General features: G+C 35.2%; 16 protein-coding genes and 1 tRNA gene. 9 read left to right on the top strand and 8 right to left on the bottom strand.

Going from position 1 to position 23,053, the window contains the following annotated elements; genetic code table 11:
* The first annotated feature begins 21 nt into the window (after positions 1-21).
* Together KCG49_RS06460 and KCG49_RS06465 are read left to right on the top strand one after the other, a co-directional pair.
* On the top strand, positions 22-639 hold the full coding sequence (locus KCG49_RS06460; protein WP_218545369.1) for a Crp/Fnr family transcriptional regulator: 618 nt from the start codon (positions 22-24) through the stop codon (positions 637-639).
* A gap of 75 nt (positions 640-714) precedes the next feature.
* A complete protein-coding gene (locus tag KCG49_RS06465; RefSeq protein ID WP_218545370.1) occupies positions 715-927 on the top strand; it encodes a YgaP family membrane protein in 213 nt (70 codons plus the stop codon).
* A 307-nt stretch (positions 928-1,234) separates the two neighbouring features.
* Here the strand turns inward: KCG49_RS06465 and KCG49_RS06470 are convergent.
* The 8 genes from KCG49_RS06470 to KCG49_RS06505 all read right to left on the bottom strand — a co-directional run bounded on the left by KCG49_RS06470 (position 1,235) and on the right by KCG49_RS06505 (position 12,332).
* Positions 1,235-1,316: transfer RNA gene (locus KCG49_RS06470), tRNA-Leu, on the bottom strand.
* 43 nt (positions 1,317-1,359) lie between these two features.
* A complete protein-coding gene (locus tag KCG49_RS06475) occupies positions 1,360-1,653 on the bottom strand; it encodes a F0F1 ATP synthase subunit delta/epsilon (protein WP_218545371.1) in 294 nt (97 codons plus the stop codon).
* 79 nt (positions 1,654-1,732) lie between these two features.
* Positions 1,733-3,241 (bottom strand): F0F1 ATP synthase subunit beta, encoded by a 1,509-nt coding sequence (gene atpD / locus KCG49_RS06480; protein ID WP_218545372.1) that lies wholly within the window; start codon positions 3,239-3,241, stop codon positions 1,733-1,735.
* Positions 3,242-3,398: 157 nt separating this feature from the next.
* Positions 3,399-4,961 (bottom strand): SGNH/GDSL hydrolase family protein, encoded by a 1,563-nt coding sequence (locus KCG49_RS06485; protein WP_218545373.1) that lies wholly within the window; start codon positions 4,959-4,961, stop codon positions 3,399-3,401.
* A gap of 12 nt (positions 4,962-4,973) precedes the next feature.
* A complete protein-coding gene (locus KCG49_RS06490; protein WP_218545374.1) occupies positions 4,974-7,793 on the bottom strand; it encodes a TonB-dependent receptor domain-containing protein in 2,820 nt (939 codons plus the stop codon).
* 170 nt (positions 7,794-7,963) lie between these two features.
* Entirely contained in the window at positions 7,964-9,811 is a 1,848-nt protein-coding gene (gene glmS / locus KCG49_RS06495) for a glutamine--fructose-6-phosphate transaminase (isomerizing) (protein ID WP_218545375.1), read from the bottom strand.
* Positions 9,812-9,823: 12 nt separating this feature from the next.
* Positions 9,824-11,512, bottom strand: coding sequence for a BamH family beta-barrel-assembly machinery protein (bamH, locus tag KCG49_RS06500; RefSeq protein ID WP_218545376.1), 1,689 nt, complete (start codon positions 11,510-11,512; stop codon positions 9,824-9,826).
* A gap of 7 nt (positions 11,513-11,519) precedes the next feature.
* Positions 11,520-12,332 carry a glycogen/starch synthase gene (locus KCG49_RS06505; RefSeq protein ID WP_218545377.1) on the bottom strand — a complete coding sequence of 271 codons (813 nt, stop codon included), beginning with the start codon at positions 12,330-12,332 and terminating at the stop codon, positions 11,520-11,522.
* Positions 12,333-12,441: 109 nt separating this feature from the next.
* Here KCG49_RS06505 and panC point away from each other — a divergent pair, with 109 nt between their 5' ends.
* The 7 genes from panC (at position 12,442) to KCG49_RS06540 (ending at position 22,996) form a co-directional block, all read left to right on the top strand.
* Positions 12,442-13,293 (top strand): pantoate--beta-alanine ligase, encoded by an 852-nt coding sequence (gene panC / locus KCG49_RS06510; RefSeq protein WP_218545378.1) that lies wholly within the window; start codon positions 12,442-12,444, stop codon positions 13,291-13,293.
* Between the two features lie 13 nt (positions 13,294-13,306).
* A complete protein-coding gene (gene panD, locus KCG49_RS06515; protein WP_218545379.1) occupies positions 13,307-13,657 on the top strand; it encodes an aspartate 1-decarboxylase in 351 nt (116 codons plus the stop codon).
* A 4-nt stretch (positions 13,658-13,661) separates the two neighbouring features.
* Positions 13,662-14,621, top strand: coding sequence for a lysylphosphatidylglycerol synthase transmembrane domain-containing protein (locus KCG49_RS06520; protein ID WP_218545380.1), 960 nt, complete (start codon positions 13,662-13,664; stop codon positions 14,619-14,621).
* A 43-nt stretch (positions 14,622-14,664) separates the two neighbouring features.
* Positions 14,665-15,813, top strand: coding sequence for an alpha/beta hydrolase (locus tag KCG49_RS06525; protein WP_218545381.1), 1,149 nt, complete (start codon positions 14,665-14,667; stop codon positions 15,811-15,813).
* A 55-nt stretch (positions 15,814-15,868) separates the two neighbouring features.
* A complete protein-coding gene (locus tag KCG49_RS06530) occupies positions 15,869-17,122 on the top strand; it encodes an alpha/beta hydrolase (protein ID WP_218545382.1) in 1,254 nt (417 codons plus the stop codon).
* Positions 17,123-17,139: 17 nt separating this feature from the next.
* Positions 17,140-18,498 carry a DNA repair protein RadA gene (gene radA, locus KCG49_RS06535; protein ID WP_218545383.1) on the top strand — a complete coding sequence of 453 codons (1,359 nt, stop codon included), beginning with the start codon at positions 17,140-17,142 and terminating at the stop codon, positions 18,496-18,498.
* 562 nt (positions 18,499-19,060) lie between these two features.
* Positions 19,061-22,996: a DUF8693 domain-containing protein gene (locus KCG49_RS06540; protein WP_218545384.1), complete on the top strand. Its 3,936-nt coding sequence runs from the start codon at positions 19,061-19,063 to the stop codon at positions 22,994-22,996.
* Positions 22,997-23,053 lie beyond the last annotated feature (57 nt).

Here is a 23,053-nt window from a genome sequence, read left to right on the forward strand (position 1 = left end):
AGTTAACAAATTGCTATCAGTATGGATTTTGATGAAAGTGTCTTATCTTTTTTAAAGCCTCCTTTACTTGAAAAGGTTTTGGCAGAATCATCAATAAATACATTTCCAAAGGGTACAGAGATTTTACGAGAGGAGCAATATGTTAAAGTTTTACCTATTGTACTCGAAGGAATTGTCAAAGTCTATTCAAGGTTTAACGATAAGGAATTATTACTTTACTACATTCAACCTTCTCAAAGTTGTGTAATGACCTTTTACGCCTCTCTAAAAAATACCCCAAGTAAAGTTTACGCATCAATCGAGGAAGATGCTAAAATTCTGCTTGTACCTGTTAGATTACTTCCTAAATGGTTGAATGATTTTCCAGACTTTAATCAACTTTTTTATGACCAATTTAATCTTCGATATTCAGAATTATTAGACACTATTGGTCATTTGTTGACAGATAGAATGGACAAAAGGTTATATGAACATCTTAAAAACAAAGCAGAAGTTACAAATAGTATCTCCATAAAAATGAGTCATAGCCAAATAGCTAATGAATTAGGAACTGCTAGAGAAGTAATCACAAGGATGCTTAAAAAACTTGAAATTGAAGGTAAAATAACACAAGATTCTGGCGAAATAAAACTTAGTTAGTTGTTTGTGACTATAGTCACTGCATAGCTCATGTTGATTTACAATCTTTGTTTTATAAATTTAAAACTAAATAAGATGAAGAAAAATATGGGAACAGCAGATAGAGTTATTAGAATAATAATCGCTGCTATAGTCGGAGTGTTATATTTCAAAGAGATTATTTCTGGTACTTTGGGAATTATTCTATTAGTTGTAGCAGGAATCTTTATACTAACTAGTTTTATAAGCTTTTGCCCCTTATATGCTCCTTTTGGTATAAGAACATGCTCAATCGGAAATAAGAAGTAAATACATTAAATATATCGAACGATAGACCACTTTCAAGTATTTGTGGGTGGCTATTTAGTTTTCTTGGTACTACCCCATTAATTAGTACGAGATTCATTATATAGACAGCATAAAGTAGTAGGAGTCCCAAAGAATAAAATTTTCTTTGATGGATAAGTTTTTTATTATAACTTGCTACAACTTCAATTAACTCTCAAGCCAGACACTACAAGGCTTTCAAAACATCATAAATTTTATTATTTGGGGAATATGCAAAAAAATAATCCTCTAAAAGATTTATTATCAATCAATTAAGGGATTATTACAGTACTCAAGGTGGGAATCGAACCCACACTCCCGAAGGAACTGGATTTTGAATCCAGCGCGTCTACCAATTCCGCCACTTGAGCTAAAAGAAGCTGGTTGAATAATAACTTCTCTAAGGGTTATTTTCTAATCAGCTAAAATAATTAGCTTATTATCTTTCATTTCAATGGTACCAGAATTAATCTTTACAGTCAGTACTTTCTTGTCATCATTATGAGGTATTACAGCAGCGTGTAATTCATCAAAGACCAAATGACTTTGGGTATGTGTATTAACTCTAATTGTACCTTCTTTCAAAATTGAAACGATAGGTGCATGATCTTTTAACATCTCAAACTCACCATTTACCCCAGGTACAACCACAGAGTCAACTTCTGAACTAAATAGAGTAGCTTCTGGTGATACAATTTCTAAATACATATTCTTTATGGTTTGCAGTTTGCAGCTTACAGCTTTACAGCTTTACTAAGGACTGTAAACCGAATTACTGCTTACTAATTTATGCCTCAGCAAGCATTTTCTCTCCTGCTTCAATAGCTTCTTCAATAGAACCTTTAAGGTTAAATGCAGCTTCAGGTAAGTGATCTAATTCACCATCCATAATCATGTTAAAACCTTTAATCGTTTCTTTAATATCTACCAATACACCTGGTATACCTGTAAACTGTTCTGCTACGTGGAATGGTTGAGATAAGAAACGTTGTACACGTCTTGCTCTACCTACAGCTAATTTATCTTCTTCAGATAATTCTTCCATACCAAGAATAGCAATAATATCTTGTAATTCCTTATAGCGTTGTAATAACTCTTTCACTCTCTGAGCACAGTCATAGTGGTCATCACCTAAAATATCAGCAGTTAAAATTCTTGATGTAGAATCTAGTGGATCTACCGCAGGATAAATACCAAGCTCAGCAATCTTACGAGATAATACAGTTGTTGCATCTAAGTGAGCAAAGGTTGTTGCAGGAGCAGGATCTGTTAAATCATCCGCAGGTACATAAACTGCCTGTACAGATGTAATAGAACCCTTCTTAGTAGAGGTAATACGCTCTTGCATTGCACCCATCTCAGTTGCTAATGTCGGTTGATAACCTACCGCAGAAGGCATACGGCCTAATAATGCAGATACCTCAGAACCAGCTTGTGTAAAACGGAAGATGTTATCAACGAAGAAAAGTACATCTTTTCCTTGTCCGTCACCAGCACCATCACGGAAATATTCCGCTATTGTTAATCCAGAAAGTGCCACACGAGCACGAGCTCCAGGAGGCTCATTCATTTGTCCGAACACGAAAGTTGCTTTAGAATCTTTCATAGCAGATTTATCTACTTTTTTAAGATCCCATCCACCTTCTCCCATTGAATGCATAAAGTCATCACCATATTTAATAATACCTGACTCTAGCATTTCACGAAGTAAATCATTTCCTTCACGTGTTCTTTCACCAACACCAGCAAATACAGAAAGTCCACCGTGACCTTTTGCAATATTATTAATCAATTCCTGAATTAATACTGTTTTACCAACACCAGCACCACCAAACAATCCAATTTTACCACCTTTTGCATAAGGCTCAATTAAATCGATAACTTTAATACCAGTAAATAAAACCTCAGTAGAGGTTGATAAATCTTCAAATTTAGGAGCTTGTCTGTGAATAGGCAAACCTGCTTCACCAGCTTTAGGTAAATCACCCAATCCGTCTATAGCATCACCAATTACATTAAAAAGACGTCCGTAAACATCTTCACCAATTGGCATTTGGATAGGAGCACCAGTTGCATGAACTTCTGTTCCTCTACTTAAACCATCAGAAGAATCCATAGCAATAGTACGTACCGTATCTTCACCAATGTGAGATTGTACTTCTAGTACTAATTTAGAACCATCTTGGTTGTTAATTTCTAATGAATCATAAATCTTTGGAAGCTCTGAGCCAGCAGCGAATTCTACATCAATAACTGGACCTACGATTTGTGCAACTTTACCTGTAACTTTTGACATTACTTATATGTTTTTGTTTTGCAATAATTTGAATATGAAAAAACCCTTGGTTTTTTGCGCTGCAAAGATAGAGTTTTATTTAAAAAAAGTATGCTTTTTTGAATAAAAAAAACACGCCTTATAAAAGCGTGTTTCTATTGATAATTTACAAATCTTTTTATTGTAATGCAGGCGAATAATTTGTTGGGAATTCACCAGCTTTAGCAACGTTTCCAGAAGCAACAAAATTAGAGCCATAAGTGGCATCAATTGCTTCTAAAAAGCTATTGGCCATTAAGGCATAACCTCTTGCTGTTAAATGTATGCCATCTAAACTAACTAAACCACCGAATACCAAATCTGTGTTAAGGTTGAATTCATCAAAAACAATACCCATTGTTGAGGCTTGTTCTAAAATAGAATTTAAATCTACCAAGGCTAAACCATTAGCACTTGCAGCAGCTAATATACTTGCGTTATAAGCTTGTGTTGCTACAGTAATTTCGTCTTGCTCTTCAGGTGTTAAAACCCATTTATCTTCTAAAGGAATTGCAACTCCATTGACGGTTTGTGGATTCCCTGGTACTGCTTCAGTACCAATAAAACTTGAAGCAGGTAATACAATTAAATCATCTTCGGTTGCTTGGCGCATACTAACTAATGCGGGGTTGATAGCTGTTAAGTCCGTTAAGCTCTCATCGAAAATAACAACGGCATTTCCTTCACCAGCAGCAAATGAGATGGTTCTTTTTTCTATTTCAGTATCTGCCATTTCTTGTGTCATTGGTGTATTAGCAACTAAGAATGCAAATGCTTGTACTATACCAGCATTATATGCTCCATAGGCTGCGGCACTATTTAAGAAGCCAGCTGTTGCAGCATCTAATGGAACAGGGTTGTGAGGTACTGTGGTAAAGTGTGGTAAACTGGTAATGTTTGGTAAATTTCCAATTGCCCCTTTTGCACCATTAGCTGTTAAGCTATTTATTAAGGTATTTAATGCAAAATCAAATGTAGCAGTATCTGTAATAGAATTGCTGCCGTCACCACCAGAAGTGGCATAACCTAAAACATCATTACCACCTATTTCTGATAATGTAAAAAATGTAGGGTTCTGAGCCACAGCTAATTCTAAAATAGAAGCGTTAGGTGCATTTCCTGTAACCCTGATAGCATAAGGATTTGCAGCTGCTGGAAAATTTCCTAGGTTGCCATAACCTGGTGCTATCAAATGAAAACTCTTAGCGCCAGGGATACCTAAGTTGTTAAATGGCCCAGTTGGATTATTTAGAGCAAAATCTGTGGTAGACATTGCCGCAGGGTTTACAGCTTGTAGCGGTACTGGTCCAGCACCACCAAAAACTAATCGTTCTTCAAAAAGACGTTCTCCAGACATAGGATCTATAACGGGATTTCCTCCTAAAATAAGACCTCCAAAATTGTCATTCATTAAAGGTTGATTAAATGTACCTCCACCAACATTGGCAAACTGATTTGCTATAATGTTAGGGAATGAATTTTCTTGAGATGCGATAAAAAGTCCATTATCGGTGAACCCAGCAGTAAAAGATGCTCCAACAGCGACATAATTAGAAAAGTCTGCAGTACCAGCTGTTAGTTCGGGTAAAACAACTTCATCATCTTCGCTGTTTCTGTCTCTTAGTTCGTCTAATTCCTCGTTTTCACACGCAAAGAAACTTAGCGTGAGCATTGATAAAATTATATACTTTATAGTTTTCATTGCTTAATTTTTTTAAAGATTGTTGATAGTTAAAGACGCATAATATTGAGATCCTATAAAACCTGTTCCAAATGCCGTAAAGTATTCGTCGGCTAATAAATTAGTGGCTCCTAATTTAATGGTCGATTTTAAACTTGGAACTCTAAAGTTAACTTGTGCGTCTAACACATTAAATGCTGGTATTTCACCACTACCAAAAGATGCTTCCCAAAAATAATGATCGCTCCAACGCCAAGCCACATTAAATCCTACATTTTTAAACAATTCTGTTTTACCAAAGCCTAATTTTACTTTATGCTCTGGAGTGTTAAAATTGGTTTGAAAATCTGGGTTTCCTGCCACATCAAAATCTAATCTAGACCATGTGTAGTTTGCACTTAAATCAAAACCATCAAATACTTTTGTTGTTACCCCTATAGCTGCCCCATATGAGTTTACGGTTTCTTCGGTATTGGTGTAAGTTTGATAACCAACAAAATCATCATTTTGTAATGCGGCCAAAATTTGTTGTGTATCAGCATTTAAACCTGCTACAGATGCTGGGTTATTAGGATCATAGCCTGTAAGATCAAAATTTGAAACATCACCATAAAGTGGTGCTACTACATTTTCATTCGCTAAAAAGTCGTTATAAGTGCTATAGTACGCTGATGCGTCAATAATAAAGTCATTTATTTTACCACGATAACCCACTTCAAATGAACTTACTTGTTCAGGATCAACAAAGTTAGAGTTACCTATAAATTGACTACCGTCATTAGCAGGGTCATGCGACCCTAAGTCACCTGCAATAGAAGAAAATAAGGAGTTGGTATACGCCGCTGCGCCATTTTGAACAATTGCAGATGGTAGTCCAAAATTGTTTTGCGCGAACTGACTTACAGGAACACTTCTCTCATATCTATCTCCAATATCTGTAGCACCACCAATTAATGTACCTGCATTGGTTTGTAAACCTATATACAACGCTTGTGTGTCTGGATTTCTAAACCCTGTTTGATAAGATGCTCTAAAGTTGTGGTTTTCGTTAACCGTTAAACCTGCTGAAATTCTTGGCGAGAAAAATCCATCAAATAACTCAGACTTATCATATCTAATTGATCCTGTTAACTTAAGTTCTAAATTTTCATTTAATTCTAAGGTACGTTGTAACTGAGTATAAATACCTAATTCCGAATAGGTAATAGGGCCATTAGCATCTGCATAAATAGTTCCAAAGGAATTTAATCTATATGTCCTGTAAGAGCCACCTACTTGTACCTCTGCAAAATCAAATGTTTCACCGAAATTATAATTAGCATCACCGTGATAGATTTTCGAATTGTCTCTAAATCCAGCACCTGTTAAAAAATTAGTGTCTGAAGTTACTTGATCTAAAAGACGATTAAACTCTTCAGATCCTTCTTCTGGTCTTCCTGTTTCAGCAGCAACTCTAGCAGCAGCATGTGCTTCTGCATCTGTTGCCCCGCCTAACGTTGCGCCAGCATAGGTTTGAATATAATCACCAAACCAATCCCGATGAGATTTCCATGCATTTAATAGGTTTGGTCCTAAAACGTCCATAACATAAGTATCTCCTGCTTTATCTGAAGTGACGTAACCTCTAACAAAGAAATCATTATTTCTTACTTCTATTTTGTGTTGTTGTAATGAGAAACCATCTATTCTATAACGTTGTGCGCCTTGGTAAATGGTTGAACCTGTACCCACTTTCCCAACATATTGAATTTCGAAATCATTTCCCCAAGGACGGAAATATAAGCCCCAATCTGCTTTAATACTTTCAGCGTCATAATCAGTTAAGTCAGATTCTAGATAACCAGTTCTACTCACGTTGACATCTGGAATGATACTTAAACCTCCTGAAGCTTCTCGTATGTTTGTGGTAACTTCATCACCGTAAACGTTGACACCATTGTAGTTTATATTTGATTCTCTTGTACCACCTGGCATATTTTTATCGTCATAGTTTGTTGCAAACCAATCTGTTCCTTTTAGATAACCAAAGTTGACTTTTGCTGCAAATTTATCGCTGAATTTATGAGCCATACTTATACCTAAATCTGTGTAACTATTGTCACCGGCTGCTTCTTGAGATGTTATACCTTGCTTAATATATCCTCTAACTCCTTGATGGTCAAAAGGGTTTTTACTGGTCATAAATAATATTCCATTAAAGGCATTTGCACCGTAAAGTGCGGATGACGCACCAGGTAAAAGCTCTACACTTTGTACATCAGTCTCTACCATACCTAATAGGTTTCCTAAAGGGAAATTAAGTGCCGGTGCCGAGTTATCCATACCATCTACTAATTGCATAAAACGGGTATTAGCAAATGTGGCAAATCCTCTTGTATTGATAGACTTAAAAGTTAAACTATTGGTGTTAATATCTACGCCTTTTAAATTTTCTAAACCACCATAAAAATCAGCTGATGCTGTATTTTTAATAGATTTGAGACCAAATCTTTCTACCGTAACAGGAGATTCGAAAATACGTTCAGGTGTACGAGATGCCGAAATGACTATTTCATCCAACTCATTACCTTCTATCATGGTAACATCAACGGTTTGATCATTTGTTGTAATCTCAATGATCTGTTCTTGAAACCCAGTGTAGGTTATACGAATAGATAGAGGAGGCTCCCGATCTATAGTTATAGTATAGTTACCATCAAAATCTGATACTGTGCCAGAACTAGTGCCTACCACTACAATATTTGCACCAGGCAAGGGTAATCCTGTATTGTCTGTAATTTTACCTTTTATCGTGGTTTGGGCAAACGACACCACGCAAAAAAGCATTGTAAAAAGCTTTAAGATTGTCTTCATTTTAGAGAATTAGTTAATTTATTAGATGAGCAATTTAAATAAATATATGAAAAGTTGATAACAAATTCTCATAAAATTATGCGTGCATAAGAATATTTGGGATAAGAAAAGCCCTTACATTGATAAATTCTCAATATAAGGGCTTTTAAGTATAATAATTTTTTTGTTATTTACTCTACGGTAACCGATTTAGCTAAATTTCTTGGTTGATCTACATTTTTGTCTAACATTACTGCAATATGATAAGATAATAATTGTAGAGGAATTGTAGTTAACAATGGTGTAAGACACTCTAGAGTCTCAGGGACTTCAATGACATGATCGGCTAATTCTTTTACACTTACATCACCTTTGGTAACAATACCAATGATTTTACCTTTTCTAGATTTTATCTCTTGGATATTGCTTACCACTTTTTCGTAATGTCCCTTTTTAGTAGCGATAACAACTACGGGCATCTGCTCGTCAATCAATGCAATAGGGCCATGTTTCATTTCTGCCGCAGGATAGCCTTCAGCGTGGATATATGAAATCTCTTTTAATTTCAATGCGCCTTCTAGGGCCACAGGAAAATTAAATCCTCGACCTAAATACAAAAAGTTTGTAGCGTATTTATATATGTCCGCTACAGTTTGAACGTATGCATCTGATTTTAATGCTTCTTCAACTTTACTAGGAATTGTTTCTAGTTCAATTAAATGATGTCTAAACTCTGAACTCGATAGGGTTCCTTTAGCCCTCGCTAAGCGTAAAGCCATTAAAGTTAGAACCGTAATTTGAGTTGTAAATGCTTTTGTGGATGCAACACCAATTTCTGGCCCAGCATGTGTGTAGGCTCCAGCATCGGTTTCTCTTGCAATGGAAGATCCAACAACATTACAAACACCAAAAACAAATGCGCCTTTTGATTTAGCCAACTTAATAGCAGCTAGTGTATCTGCTGTTTCGCCAGACTGGGAAATAGCTATTACAATATCTTTTTCTGTAATAACAGGATTTCTATATCTAAACTCTGAAGCATATTCTACTTCAACCGGTATGCGTGCTAAATCTTCAAAAATATATTCTGAAACTAAGCCTGCATGCCAAGATGTACCACAAGCAACTACAATTATACGATCTGCCGCGAGGAACTTTTTCATGTTATCCTCAACACCAGCAAGTTTTATCATAGCCTCATTACTCAGTAAGCGCCCCCTAAAGGTATCGAATATAGCTTCTGGCTGTTCGTGTATTTCCTTGAGCATAAAGTGGTCGTAACCACCTTTTTCAATCTGTTCTAGGTTAAGCTGAAGCTCTTGAATATAAGGATCTACCAAAGCATCATTCTTAATCTTTCTTACTTTAACACCCTTATTGCGTCTAATAATTGCCATTTCCTCATCTTCGAGATAAATAGCGTTTTTGGTAAATTCGATAAAAGGTGAAGCGTCACTGGCGATAAAGAATTCATCCTCACCAATACCGATAGCTAATGGACTGCCTAGTTTAGCTACAACAATTTCGTTGGGTTTATTATTATCAAAAACGGCAATAGCATAAGCACCTACCACTTGATTTAAAGCAATCTGCACAGCCTTACCTAGTTTGATGTTTTCGTTTTTCTTTACATCTTCAATTAGGTTAACTAATACTTCTGTGTCTGTATCTGATTTAAAAGTATACCCACGTTTGATAAGTTCCTTTTTTAAGGCATCGTAGTTTTCAATTATTCCGTTATGGATAATGACTAAATCTCCCGAATTAGAGTAGTGCGGGTGCGAATTTACATCATTAGGAACACCATGCGTAGCCCATCTTGTATGACCAATGCCTAGAGTTCCGTCTATTGAAATTTCATTTTCTAAACGTTCTTTTAAGTCAGAGACTTTGCCTTTGGTTTTGGAGAGTTTTATATCGTTACCGTCATACAGAGCAATACCTGCACTGTCATAACCACGATATTCTAACCTTTGAAGTCCTTTAATTATAATAGGATAGGCATCACGATGACCTATATATCCAACAATTCCACACATGGGTTGATTTTTTTAGTCGTTTGGTTCTGTATAATATATCTCTAGATATACTTTTTTACTTTCATCTTCTGTATTGTTGCCATGCAAAACAGTACCTCTTGGTGTTAATACCGAACTGATTGGAACTGTAAAATCTGTATCTTCCATCGATTGCACTTGCCTTTGTATGCCCGATCCTTCGATATTGACATTTAATGAAACTGCTAGTCCCAACTTAACATTGGTAGAATCTCTTATTAGCAAATTGTTAATGTGCTCAGTGATTTTCAATTTATATTTAATACCATTTCCATCAGGTTCATCATTAACACGTTGTAACGGCCCAAGATGATTTGAAATCGAGGATAAAGGTAAGCTATTGTTAACTCCGTCTAAAAAATAATCTACCAACGGTACTTTATTATCTACATCATACAGATATATACGATCTGGTTCTCCCCCTTGGAGTATACTTTGGTCTACGTAAAAGACTAAGTTGGCTTCGTTGACCAAACGCTTAGAGCGTACAAATTTTCCATCGCTTGTAGTTTCAACAAACGTATTTTTCCAATCATCAAAGGTGTTATCATTTTCAATATCAATATCATCTCCATTGAATAATTTAATATTTGCAATAGAGCCTTCACCACCTTTTAGATATAGTCGACTATCACCAGTATCTGGGTCACCATCATTGATTGGAAGCGTAAACGCATTTTCTAGGAAATTAATGTCATTCCCGTTGAGGTTAATAACAAAAGATACATTTTCTCTTGTGTCGTCATCATCTGTAGTAGACGTTGTAAGCCTAGAATAATAAATTGTGACATTAGAAGCTGCAGCGGTTGTATTGAGAAATAAGAAGCTGCCATTATCCATGTTATTCGCTTCGGCTTTAAAGTAAAGCCCTCTAAAATATTCCGAAAAATTATTGGCACTGCTTAAAACTGTTTCTCCTTCTTGGCTTAAAATTTTGTTTTCCCAATATGTCGTTTCTAGCTTAAGTCTTATGCCTGGTGATTGCCTTGTAACCAATTGTTCTTCGTCTTCACCTTCAGGCTCTTCACCTAACAAAATAAAACCTTCTTCATTAATAGTTACATTGCCTTCGTCATCGAGTGTTACGTGGTTGACTTCTGTTGGGTTAGGTATAACGACTAGCTCTTGTCCTTCTAAAGCAGCATCAGATATGGTTTCTGTTTCTGAAGCTGATTTATTTGAAAAATAGGGTTGACTTGCCCCAAAGTTATCATTAGGGTCAAAATCCCTAATAAAATAATTGCTTTCAAAAATACTAAGCTTAATTGGTTCTCTACCTATTACAGAATCAATATCGTATGTAATATTTCCATCATCGTCAATAGCAGTCACAGTAAATTGATAAGGAAGTGTTAAGACTACAGAGTCAACTACAATTTCCTCTCCAAATTCTGGGTCGAAAGTTGATAATGTAGGCTGAGCCACAAAACTAGATGTTACTCTACCGTAAGCATCGTCATAGATTCCTAAGGTATTAAAGCCAATACCATTTGTTTGAACTGGCCCAAGTGTTTCTGTATATGTAATGACATCGTAAATATCATTTTCTATGTCGAAATTTGTAGCAATATCATCATTTATGATATCAGAATCTAGTGTGGAAAAATCTTTATCGCAGGCTATAAAGCTAGATATAATAAGTGCGAATGCAAAAATTTGAAGGGCAATTTTATTCTTTTTCATAGGTGTCTTAACTGTTAAGAACAGTGTCTTTATAAAATTCTGTATATGGGTCTGCAAATTCTTCAATGGGATAAAAATCTAAAACAGGTTTGGTTACATCATCTATATAAGTATCTAATTCTTTAGGCAATACTTCTGATCCTCTAATAATAGCATCAGAGTTATCTATAGCTATTTTCATTAGATTGATGTAATCTGGTTTTTCTAATGGTTTTATGGCATCGTCTGCTAAACCGTCAAATTTTACTTTTTCAATCATGTTCTTATTTAACGAACCTTCAAAGGTTTGATTGTATACAGAAGTTACAATTTTACTTTCAGTAAATAAAGGCTCGGTTTTGTAAAACTCTTTTAAGTATAATGGCAGTAATGAAGCCAGCCAACCATTAACATGTATAATGTCTGGAGCCCAATTCAGTTTTTTTACGGTTTCAATTACTCCTTTGGCGAAGAATATGGCACGTTCGTCATTGTCTGAAAAAAGTTTACCATCTTCATCTGTTAAAGTGGCTTTACGCTTAAAATACTCTTCATTATCAATAAAATAAACCTGAATACGTTCTTTAGGAATCGACGCTACCTTAATGATTAAGGGCATGTCTAAATCGTTAATTATCAAGTTGATACCAGAAAGTCGTATAACCTCATGTAGCTGATGTCTCCTCTCATTAATATTGCCAAAGCGCGGCATAAAAATGCGTATCTGACCTCCTTGTTTGTTTACCATTCTTGGAGCTTCAAATGACATTGAAGAAATTTCCGTTTCGGGTAAATATGGAACTACTTCCGAGGACACATACAATATTCGTTTATCTTTCATAAATCAACTGCTTTTGAAAATTAAGAGTAAAAACATGCAAAATTACAAAAATTTGTGCAGATTGCCAGTAAAATATTATGTTTGCACGCGTTAATTTTTTGTTAGAGTATTGAAAATATTTTATAATAAAACCAAATTGTCTCAACATGTTGAGACCTTAAAAGCCAAAGGAAGTAGCATTGGTTTTGTCCCAACTATGGGTGCGCTTCATAACGGGCATTTGTCTTTGGTAGAAAAAGGACTGAGTGAAAACGACATAGCTGTTGTGAGTATTTTTGTAAACCCGACTCAATTCGACAACCAAAACGATTTGGATAAATACCCAAGAACATTAGATGCAGATGTGTCGCTTTTAGAAACCATCAGCGACAAAACGATTATAGTTTATGCACCAACAGTTAAGGATATTTATAGTGATAATGTTGTCTCGCAATCTTTTACTTTTGATGGTTTGGAACATGAAATGGAAGGTGCCTTTAGGGATGGTCATTTTGATGGGGTTGGCACAATTGTGAAGCGTTTGTTTGAAATTGTAATGCCCAACAAAGCTTACTTTGGCGAAAAGGATTTTCAGCAATTGCAGATTATAAAAAAAATGGTGCAGTTGCACGATATATCTGTAAAAGTTATAGGTTGTCCTATTTACAGGGCTGAAGATGGATTGGCAATGAGCTCAAGAAATACAAGACTGACTCCAGAGTATAGGGAAGTTGCCCCATTTATCTACAAAACCTTAAAAACTGCCAAAACAAAGTTTGGCACAAAAAGTGCTAAAACTGTATCGGAATGGGTTAAGAAGCAATTTAAAAAACAACCACTCTTAGAGTTGGAATATTTTATTATCGCTGATGTAGAAACCTTAAAGCCAGTAAAACGAAAATCAACAAAAAAGACATATAGAGCTTTTATAGCTGCATATGCAGGCGATGTAAGACTTATAGACAATATCGCATTAAATTAATTATCTTTGTAGCATGCAAATTCAAGTTGTAAAATCTAAGATACATCGTGTTAAATGCACAGGGGCAGACCTTAACTACATTGGTAGTATAACTATCGATGAAGATTTAATGGACGCTGCTAATATTATACAGGGCGAGAAAGTTCAGATTGTAAATAACAATAATGGTGAACGTCTGGAAACCTATTGTATTCCCGGACCTCGTAAGAGTGGGGAAATTACTTTAAATGGAGCAGCTGCAAGAAAAGTTGCCGTTGGTGATATTTTAATTTTAATCACTTATGCCTTTGTGGATATCGAAGAGGCTAAAGTATTTAAACCCTCGTTAGTATTTCCGAATGAAGCTAACAATCTTCTAAAATAAACTTTTGAGCAAACCAAAATCCATCCTAAAAGTTGTTTTACCCTTACTCTTAGGAGTTGCTTTGGTATGGTACTCTCTATCGCAAATTTCAGTTTCTAAATTGGTTCAGTATTTTAAGGATGCGGACTACTTTTGGATTGTACTTGGGGTGAGTTTGGGCGTTCTAAGTCATGCATCGAGAGCGTACAGATGGTTGTTTATGGCAGAACCGTTGGGGTATAAACCCAAGTTTGTCAATAGTTTTATGGCTGTGTACTCTGCATATTTAATCAATTTTACGATTCCTCGGGCAGGTGAGATTGCCAGAGCTTCTATTTTGACAAATTATGAAGATGTGCCTTTTGATAAAGGTTTTGGTTCCATTGTGGCTGAGCGTGTGGCAGATACTATAATGTTACTTATAATAATAGGAGTGGCACTCATTTTAGAGTTTGAATTCATATATAGTTTTTTTATAGAAAAATTTAATCCATTAACACTGTTGATTGGTATAGTAGTTTTGTTGATGGTAATTTTGGGATTGTACTTTTTTATTAAGAGTAGTGCTTCAAAATTTGCCTTGAAGGTTAAAAGCTTTGTGAATGGTTTGGTAGAAGGTGCTCTGAGCATTTTTAAAATGAAGAAAAAATGGGCTTTTATTTTCCATACAATGTTTATTTGGGTAATGTATTTATCAATGTTCTACTTTACAACATTGGCACTACCAGAATTAAATGATATATCCTTGGCTGCTATTTTAATAGGGTTTATTATGGCGAGTTTTAGTATCGCAGCTACAAATGGGGGCATCGGGTCATTTCCCGAGGCTATCGTAATAGCATTTACATTGTTTAATATGCCAGAAGATCCGAGTAGAGCGTTTGGGTGGATAATGTGGTCCACACAAACTCTAGTAATTATTGTTTTAGGTGGTTTGTCATTAATATACTTACCTATCTATAATAGAAAGAAAAACAGCATATAGAAATATTTTTTACCTTGCTTTAACTTTTAAGTCTATCAATAATATGAAGAAATTTTACACGCTTATCATTCTATTTTTAATGGCATTGAATCTTCAGGCACAGGCAATTTATAAAACCTTAGACTCATATAAACTTGGTGGTGAGCGCAAGTTAAAAATTCAGTTGCCAAGAAATTACAGTGTTGATTCCGAGACCACTTACCCATTAATAATTGTTTTAGATGGGGATTATCTTTTTGAGCCTGTTGCGGGTAATATTGATTACCAAGCTTATTGGGAGAGTATACCAGATTGTATTGTGGTAGGGATAAACCAAGTAAATACCAGAAAAGATGACTTTATTAATAATATTGATGGAGTTGCAGTAACGGAAGAAAACAATGGTTTTTATGACTTTATAAATGTTGAGTTACTGCCTTATGTAGAGGAAAACTACAAAGTATCAAGCTTTAAAATTATCATTGGGCACGACTTAGGAGCCAATTTTATTAATTACTATTTGTTTGAGGATAGTCCAATATTTAGAGCATTTATAAGTCTAAGTCCAGATTTAGTACCAGAGATGGTCAATAAATTGCAAGAACGCCTAGCAGTCTTACAACAAGAAACCTTTTATTATATGGCAACAGCAGATGCAGACCTCAAGGCTCTAAGAAATGATATTATAGATTGCGATGCTAAACTTAAATCCATTGAAAATGAAAAGTTGAATTATATGTTTGATAATTTTAATGATGCCAATCATTATTCATTGGTTGGTAGAGGAATTCCAAGGGCACTTAATGAGATTTTTCAATTATATAAACCTATAAGTAGAGAAGAATACAAAGAAAAAATATTGACTTCTCAAGATTCTCCATATGATTATTTAATTAAGAAATATGAGAACATGGCTTATTTTTATGGTTTTGAGAAGACGTTAATCGAAAACGATATTAGAGCAATAGCATCAGCTTCTAATAAAAAAGACGATATAGAGTCCTTAGAGAAATTAGCCATATTGGTCAGTGAGAAATTTCCAAGATCTATGTTAAGTGCTTATTACATGGGTATGTTCCACGAAAGAGATGGCAACCTTAAGAAAGCATTATTAAAATATAAATCGGGCTTGTTGTTAGAGCCATCTCAATATATTGATAAAGAAATTATGCTCGATAAGATGTACGAAGTTCAAGATGCAATGAAAAATTAGTAACTTAAAGGTATTTTAACATGTTTAGTAATCTTTGGATTAAACCTACTTACAAATGAAAAAAACTATTCTTACACTATTGGTCTGTGTTTTGTACTTGCCGCTATCGGCACAAATTACTTACGACGAAATTAGTTCATCCGAGTTAAACACTGTTCGTCAATTAAAAATAAAGTTACCGAAAAATTACGACCCTTCTTCAGGGATTATGTATCCTTTAATAATAGTTTTTGATGGGGATTATTTGTTTGAACCCATAGTTGGTCAGGTACATTTTCAAACTTATTTTGATGATATGCCAAGTTCCATTATTGTGGGCGTAATACAAGGTAGCGAGCGACGTTACGATGGGTATTGTGATGAGGTTACAGGTTTACCAAAAGAGTCTGGTTTGCGGTTCCATAATTTTGTGGCACAAGAATTAATCCCTTATTTAGACGGAAAGTATAATACAAGCAAATTTAGAGTAGCTGTTGGGCACGACTTAATGGGTAATTTTATTAACTCCTATCTATTTAAGGAAGATCCTCTTTTTAATGCTTATGTATGTATCAGTCCTGATTTAGCGGGCACAGTTAGGGATTATCTAGGAAAACGCTTAGAGTTTTTTAAAGACGATATCTTTTATTACATGGCGACTTCGGACAAGGATTTACCATATATAAGAGACGCTGTTTTAAGTGCAAATTCTCAAATCTCAGAAGTAAAAAATCAGTATTTAACTTATTATTTCGATGATTTTAAGGGCGATACGCATTACACATTAGTAAATGGAGCTATCGCAAAGTCTTTTGACAAAATTTTTCAATTGTATCAACCTCTTCGAGAAAAAGAGTTAGAGGAAAAAGTTTTATCCTATGAGGGTACTTTAGACAAATACCTGGTAGATAGATATGATAGAATAGAAGACCTATTTGGAATAAAAAAACCTATAACCGAAGAAGAGTTTGAAAAAACAGTTAAAGTTGCCGAACAACGAAGTGATTTAGAATCTCTGGAAAAAATCGGAAAATTGGCTAAGAAGTTAAATCCAGAATCTGTTCTTGGCAATCATTACCTAGCCTTACATGCCGAAAAAGCAGAAGATATAAAAAAAGCTATTAAGCTGTATGAAGCATCTTTAACTCTTGAAGAGACCGATCTTATTGTTTATGATTTTATAGAGTCTAAATTAGAGGAACTTCGCTCAACTATTGAATTGGGTGAGCTCGAAAAGGAACTTGAAAAAGAGAAAAGAAAAATAGAAAAAGAAGAGAAGAAAGCGGAAGCCAAAGCAAAAAAGGAAGCGAAGAAAAATGATGATAATTAATCCACAATAATAAGACTATGGCTAAGGTAAAGACAACATTTTTTTGTCAAAATTGCGGCAGTCAATATGCCAAATGGCAAGGGCAATGTACGTCTTGTAAATCGTGGAATACCATTGCGGAAGAAGTTATTCAGAAGCCTCAAAAAAGCGATTGGAAATTTTCATCCTCTAGCACTAAACGCGTATCCAAACCTCTAAAAGTTAACGAAATAGACAACTCTCAAGAGGCGCGGCTGAATATGAAAGATGCAGAGTTTAACCGTGTGCTTGGTGGAGGTATGGTGCAAGGTTCATTAACACTTTTGGGCGGTGAGCCAGGTATTGGCAAGAGTACTTTATTACTTCAGATAGCATTACAACTTCAATACAAAACACTTTATGTTTCTGGTGAGGAAAGTCAAAGACAGATAAAAATGCGTGCAGAGCGTATCAATCCTAATGGTAATAACTGCTATATTCTTACAGAAACCAAAACACAGCATATATTCAAGCAGATTGAAGACTTGGATCCAGATTTGGTTATAATAGATTCCATTCAAACCTTACATAGCGATTATATCGAATCTTCGGCTGGTAGTATTTCTCAGATAAAGGAATGTACCACAGAACTAATAAAATTTGCTAAGGAAACATCTACACCAGTTTTATTAATTGGGCATATCACTAAAGATGGTCATATTGCTGGGCCAAAAATTTTAGAACATATGGTCGATACGGTTTTACAGTTTGAAGGAGATCGTAATCACGTATTTAGAATTCTGAGGGCAAACAAAAACAGATTTGGCTCTACCAATGAGTTGGGGATTTATGAGATGCAAGGTTCTGGTTTACGTGAAGTCTCTAACCCATCCGAAATATTAATTTCCGAAAAGGACGGTGAACTTTCTGGTAATGCAGTCGCAGCCACTTTAGAAGGTTTAAGACCTTTGATGATAGAGGTACAAGCCTTGGTTAGTACAGCGGTATACGGAACACCTCAGCGTTCTGCAACAGGTTTTAATGCCAAACGATTAAATATGCTTTTGGCCGTTTTAGAAAAACGTGCAGGTTTCCGTTTGGGAGCAAAAGATGTCTTTTTAAATATTACTGGCGGAATCACTGTAGACGATCCAGCTATAGACTTAGCGGTTGTTGCTTCTATTTTGTCCTCCAATGAAGATGTAGCACTGCCAAGTGAATATTGTTTTGCTGCTGAAGTTGGTTTATCTGGTGAGATAAGACCAGTGCAACGTGTAGCACAACGTATTTTGGAGGCAGAAAAATTAGGGTTCTCCACTATTTTTGTATCTAAATACAATAAAATTTCTCTTGAAGATACTTCTATTAAAATTCAGCTGATTTCAAAGATTGAAGACTTGGTTGGATATTTGGTTTAGAACGATAATATATTACAATATTTTATAAAGTCACCTTTAACTACTAGGTGGCCTTTTTTGTTTCAATACAATGAGATTTTATAAAAAGCATTCAGATTTTGCGGGTTAAATTTTCAATTGATTTTCAAAATTGGAGATTTAACCAATTCATTGTCTCAACTTTCTGTAAATGAGATGCTTTTTATAGCATTTCTGTTGAATTTCGTATTCATTTTTCAAAATTTGTGAGGTTTATTTAGTTTGAAATTCTGAAATATTGTATTAAATCTTTGTTTATAGAGTTGTAAATCACTGAAAATGAAGTGTTTTTAAACGGATTTTTTTGAATTTGATATTTACTAAAAATCACTTTATCGGATTTATTAAGCACTTTATCTAAAAAATAAAACGTTTTTCTTTGCGGTCTTATCATGAATCAGTATCATTGTTTCATATCATTATAGAGATTTATTACAATTCTCCCTCTAAGTCTCAAATTCATTACATTAAAAAATCCATTGTATTAGAAATTTAATCTAGGTGCATAATTAACTATAGCCCCAAACTATAAAAAGATTTAATTATGAACTTAAACTACAAATTCTTAATTGTATTACTTGTTGTAATTACATGTCATTCGGCTTTTTCTCAAGATGTTGATAATGACGGTGTGTTAGATGCATACGATGTAGATAATAATAATGATGGTGTTATTGATACATCAGTTTGTACAGCGATATCTGGAGGTGCTTCTCCACAAGGAGATGCTATTAGTTGGACAAAAAATGGACTTAAGATTTTTTCAATTGCCAATAATACCAATGGATTAGGGTATCAAGAATCTGGGTTTCAAGAAGAGGTGTACTCTAAAGGTGAAATGTTAACGGTATTAAATGGTTCTAGCGATTATAGCTTTCCAAGCAGTTCATGGACAGCAGGTTCTGCCAACACAAGTGTTGGTACATTTGCAAACGGAACAATTGATTTTGAATCTAACTATTACCGAAGAACAAGCTCTTCGAGAATTGCACTTTTAAGAACCACTACAGCTGGTAATTTTAAGTCTGGTAATTCTGGTCATGCAGTTTATATTTATCCAGAAACAGGCGCACAAACAGGCGATTATTATACTGTGAATATAAATTTCACATCACCAGTACGCTCTTTTAGTTTTGACCTAATTGATATATTCGATACAAATTATGATGGCGGAGTTATAAGTCAATACGAAATATATGTAGATGATAACCTAGTTGGTTATTATAGAGATACATTTGTGGGGGATGATGGTACAGGAAATATCAATCTTTATGATGCTGATGGTATTTTAAAAGGGTCGGTAAACTCAGGCCAGAATATTGAAAATAATTTTGGTATAACAGCAGACACAGGTATTGGTAAAGTTTCAATTAAGCATATTGTTGTATCAGGACAAATGGGTATTAATACTCACGAACCTCACGGACTGGATACATTCGCTTATAGCTTTGTATGTTTACCACCAGTTGATATCGATTCGGACGATGACGGTATACCAGATAATATAGAAATACAAAGTACATTAGGATATATTGCACCTAGTGGTACTGTTAATACCTCTGGATCTTACAGAGGACTTTGGACTAATTACGGAACAGGCATGACTCCTGTTGATACAGATGAAGACGGTACGCCAGATTATTTAGACTCAGATAGTGATAACGATGGCATTCCTGACATACAAGAAAATGGACAGTTAAGTACGGTTTCCAATTTAGATACAGATGCTGATGGATTAGATAATAACTTTGACAGTAACAATTCTTCTTTTGATACTAATGACGAAGTTTCTTCAGGTACACTTTCAGATTTAGTAAGCGCATTTGGTGATGCGGATGGTGATGCTGGCACGGGCGGTGATTTAGATTATCGAGATATATTCAATACAAATCCACCAGCTAATGCAACCATAGATTTTGATGGTGTCGATGATTATTTACAAGGGGATAGTTTTATACAAGGCTTAGGGTCGTTTACTATCATGGCATGGGTAAAGATAGATGCATCCAATGCGGGTAACTCTAGTGCAACAATTGCAGGAGAAGGTACCTCATGTAGGTTGTATGCCCTAAATGGCAATAAACTAATGTTTGGCATCCGCACAGAACTAGGAACAACTGCAATTAACGGAATTGAAATTAATTATGATGAGTGGCATCATGTTACAGGTACTTTTTCAAATATAACAGGTGAACAAACAATTTATGTTGATGGTGAAGAACAAAAAAAATTGACTTTAACCAGCTTAATAGGGAAAACTATTCAAGCTCCCAGCTCTTGGAATGGGGATTTTGAAGTAGGGAGAATTCCATGGAATTTGAGCAACAAGCAATATTTTACTGGTAATATTGATGAAGTTAGGGTATTTAACACTGAACTGAGCGATGAACAAATACAGCAAATGGTTTATCAAGAAATAGAAAACGTAGGTGGGCTTGTACAAGGGAAAACGATACCAAAACCAATAAAGGATACCAAAACCTTACAAACACTGTCTTGGTCAAACCTATTGGCGTATTATCCAATGACAGATATTAAGAATAGTACCACATCAGATTATTCAAGTAATAACAAAACCTTAAAGCTCAATAATATTTCAACTGTGCAAGAGCAAACTGCACCAATGCCGTATCAGACAGGTTCAAATGGTGATTGGAGCAATCAAAGTACTTGGTTGCATGGCGAAGTATGGGATATCGAAGACGCTTCTACTAACAAAGCTTGGAGTATAGTGAATATAGCAGACAACGTTACGTCGTCTAATTCTCACACCAACCTTGGGTTGCTTATAGATTCTAATAAAAAACTGACCATTAGTGGCGATCAAAAGGTAGAGAATAATTGGTATTTAGAGCTTAATGGAACATTAGATCTCAATGCGGATTCTCAATTAGTACAAACTGAGAATAGTGATTTGGTAACGTCCTCTACCGGGAAGGTTCTGAGACGTCAAGAAGGTAATTCAAGTGTGTATTGGTACAACTATTGGGCATCACCGGTTGGTAGCTTGGGAGCGACGACATTATCAGATAATAACAAGAGTAGCAATAATGATAATAATTCTAGCTACAGTTTAGATATGTTAAAAAAACCAGATGGTACTAATTTTGAGTTTACGAGCGCATATGATGAACAAGGAAAGATAAGTACGTATTGGTTATACACCTATATAAATGGAGTAACCTATTACGACTATGCATTTCTTAATCCAGATACAGCATTAGAGCCAGGTGTAGGTTACACTTCTAAGGGTACAGGTGTTGGTTCACAACAGGAGTATGTATTTGAAGGTAAACCCAATAATGGCACCATAATAGTCCCAGTTACTGATATAGGAGGCAATGGTTCCGTACCAGCAGTCACTAAAACAGATTATTTATTAGGAAACCCATATGCATCAGCCATAGACTTGCATAAGTTTATAGATGACAATGCAGGTGTTAGCGATGGTACAATACAGCTTTGGCAACAATGGAGTGGGGCTTCACATATATTAAATGAATATAATGGTGGTTATGCCCAGGTTAACAAAACAGGAGCGACAAGAGCCTATCAGTTTGTAGGTATAGAAGGCGCTAACAATGGTAACCAAGATGGTACAAAAACACCTACTAGATATTTGCCAGTAGGACAAGGTTTTATGACGGAAATTGTAAATAGTGGAGATATTGTATTTAAAAATAGCCAACGTGTATTCATCAAGGAATCAGATGCCGATGGGTCTTATGATACTGGCTCTGTATTTTTTAGAAGTGTAATAGCTTCAAATGCTGAGACTACAACAGAAAATTTAATGCAAAAACTTCGTTTAGAGTTTAATTCTGTAGACGGACCAGCAACAAGACGAGAATTGTTACTTGGTTTCAGCGAAGAAACGTCAGATGGATTTGACTATGGTTATGATGCCAAAAATGTAGAAGAATATGATGATGATTTAAACTTGATATTGGGAGACGAATTAATGACCATACAAGCATATAGTGCAATAACAGAGGATAAAGTGGTGCCATTAAATCTAAAAACCTCAGGAACGTATAACTATACCATAAAGCTCACAGAGACTGAGAACATACCAGAAGATCAGGATATGTTTATAAAAGATAACCTCACAGGCGAGTATTATGATTTAAGAAGCGACCAGCCATTTGAGTTTTCTTCAGAAGCCGGAGAATTTGCAAATAGATTTGAAGTCGTATTCCAAGAGCAATCGGAGAGTTTGTCAATCAATGATTCAACATTAGAAAATTTAAACTTTTACTATGCAATGGGAAGAGACAAGATTGTGGTACTGAACCCTAATAGTATTGAGATTAAAACATTTGAGCTTTATAACATTGTGGGTCAATCAGTTTATAAAACAGTTGCTTACCAAGGTACTTACAATGAGTACGATGTAAATGGTTTAAGTACAGGAGCTTATATTATGAGGTTAAATACGCTGGAAAATGGTGTGCTGACCAAGAAGGTCGTAGTAAAGTAATATTTTTAGTTAGTAATAAAGGCCGCTTAGAAAATATTTTAAGCGGCTTTTTTTGCC

This window comes from Winogradskyella luteola (genome assembly GCF_019203985.1).
Taxonomy (GTDB): Bacteria; Bacteroidota; Bacteroidia; order Flavobacteriales; family Flavobacteriaceae; genus Winogradskyella; species Winogradskyella luteola.

Excerpts from the sequence above, each read along its gene's own strand:
- KCG49_RS06490 (WP_218545374.1), bottom strand. The coding sequence starts at position 7,793 with ATGAAGACAATCTTAAAGCTTTTTACAATGCTTTTTTGCGTGGTGTCG.
- bamH (WP_218545376.1), bottom strand. The coding sequence starts at position 11,512 with ATGAAAAAGAATAAAATTGCCCTTCAAATTTTTGCATTCGCACTTATT.
- KCG49_RS06465 (WP_218545370.1), top strand. The coding sequence starts at position 715 with ATGAAGAAAAATATGGGAACAGCAGATAGAGTTATTAGAATAATAATC.
- glmS (WP_218545375.1), bottom strand. The coding sequence starts at position 9,811 with ATGTGTGGAATTGTTGGATATATAGGTCATCGTGATGCCTATCCTATT.
- radA (WP_218545383.1), top strand. The coding sequence starts at position 17,140 with ATGGCTAAGGTAAAGACAACATTTTTTTGTCAAAATTGCGGCAGTCAA.
- KCG49_RS06460 (WP_218545369.1), top strand. The coding sequence starts at position 22 with ATGGATTTTGATGAAAGTGTCTTATCTTTTTTAAAGCCTCCTTTACTT.
- atpD (WP_218545372.1), bottom strand. The coding sequence starts at position 3,241 with ATGTCAAAAGTTACAGGTAAAGTTGCACAAATCGTAGGTCCAGTTATT.
- KCG49_RS06485 (WP_218545373.1), bottom strand. The coding sequence starts at position 4,961 with ATGAAAACTATAAAGTATATAATTTTATCAATGCTCACGCTAAGTTTC.
- panD (WP_218545379.1), top strand. The coding sequence starts at position 13,307 with ATGCAAATTCAAGTTGTAAAATCTAAGATACATCGTGTTAAATGCACA.
- KCG49_RS06475 (WP_218545371.1), bottom strand. The coding sequence starts at position 1,653 with ATGTATTTAGAAATTGTATCACCAGAAGCTACTCTATTTAGTTCAGAA.
- KCG49_RS06540 (WP_218545384.1), top strand. The coding sequence starts at position 19,061 with ATGAACTTAAACTACAAATTCTTAATTGTATTACTTGTTGTAATTACA.
- KCG49_RS06530 (WP_218545382.1), top strand. The coding sequence starts at position 15,869 with ATGAAAAAAACTATTCTTACACTATTGGTCTGTGTTTTGTACTTGCCG.
- KCG49_RS06525 (WP_218545381.1), top strand. The coding sequence starts at position 14,665 with ATGAAGAAATTTTACACGCTTATCATTCTATTTTTAATGGCATTGAAT.
- KCG49_RS06505 (WP_218545377.1), bottom strand. The coding sequence starts at position 12,332 with ATGAAAGATAAACGAATATTGTATGTGTCCTCGGAAGTAGTTCCATAT.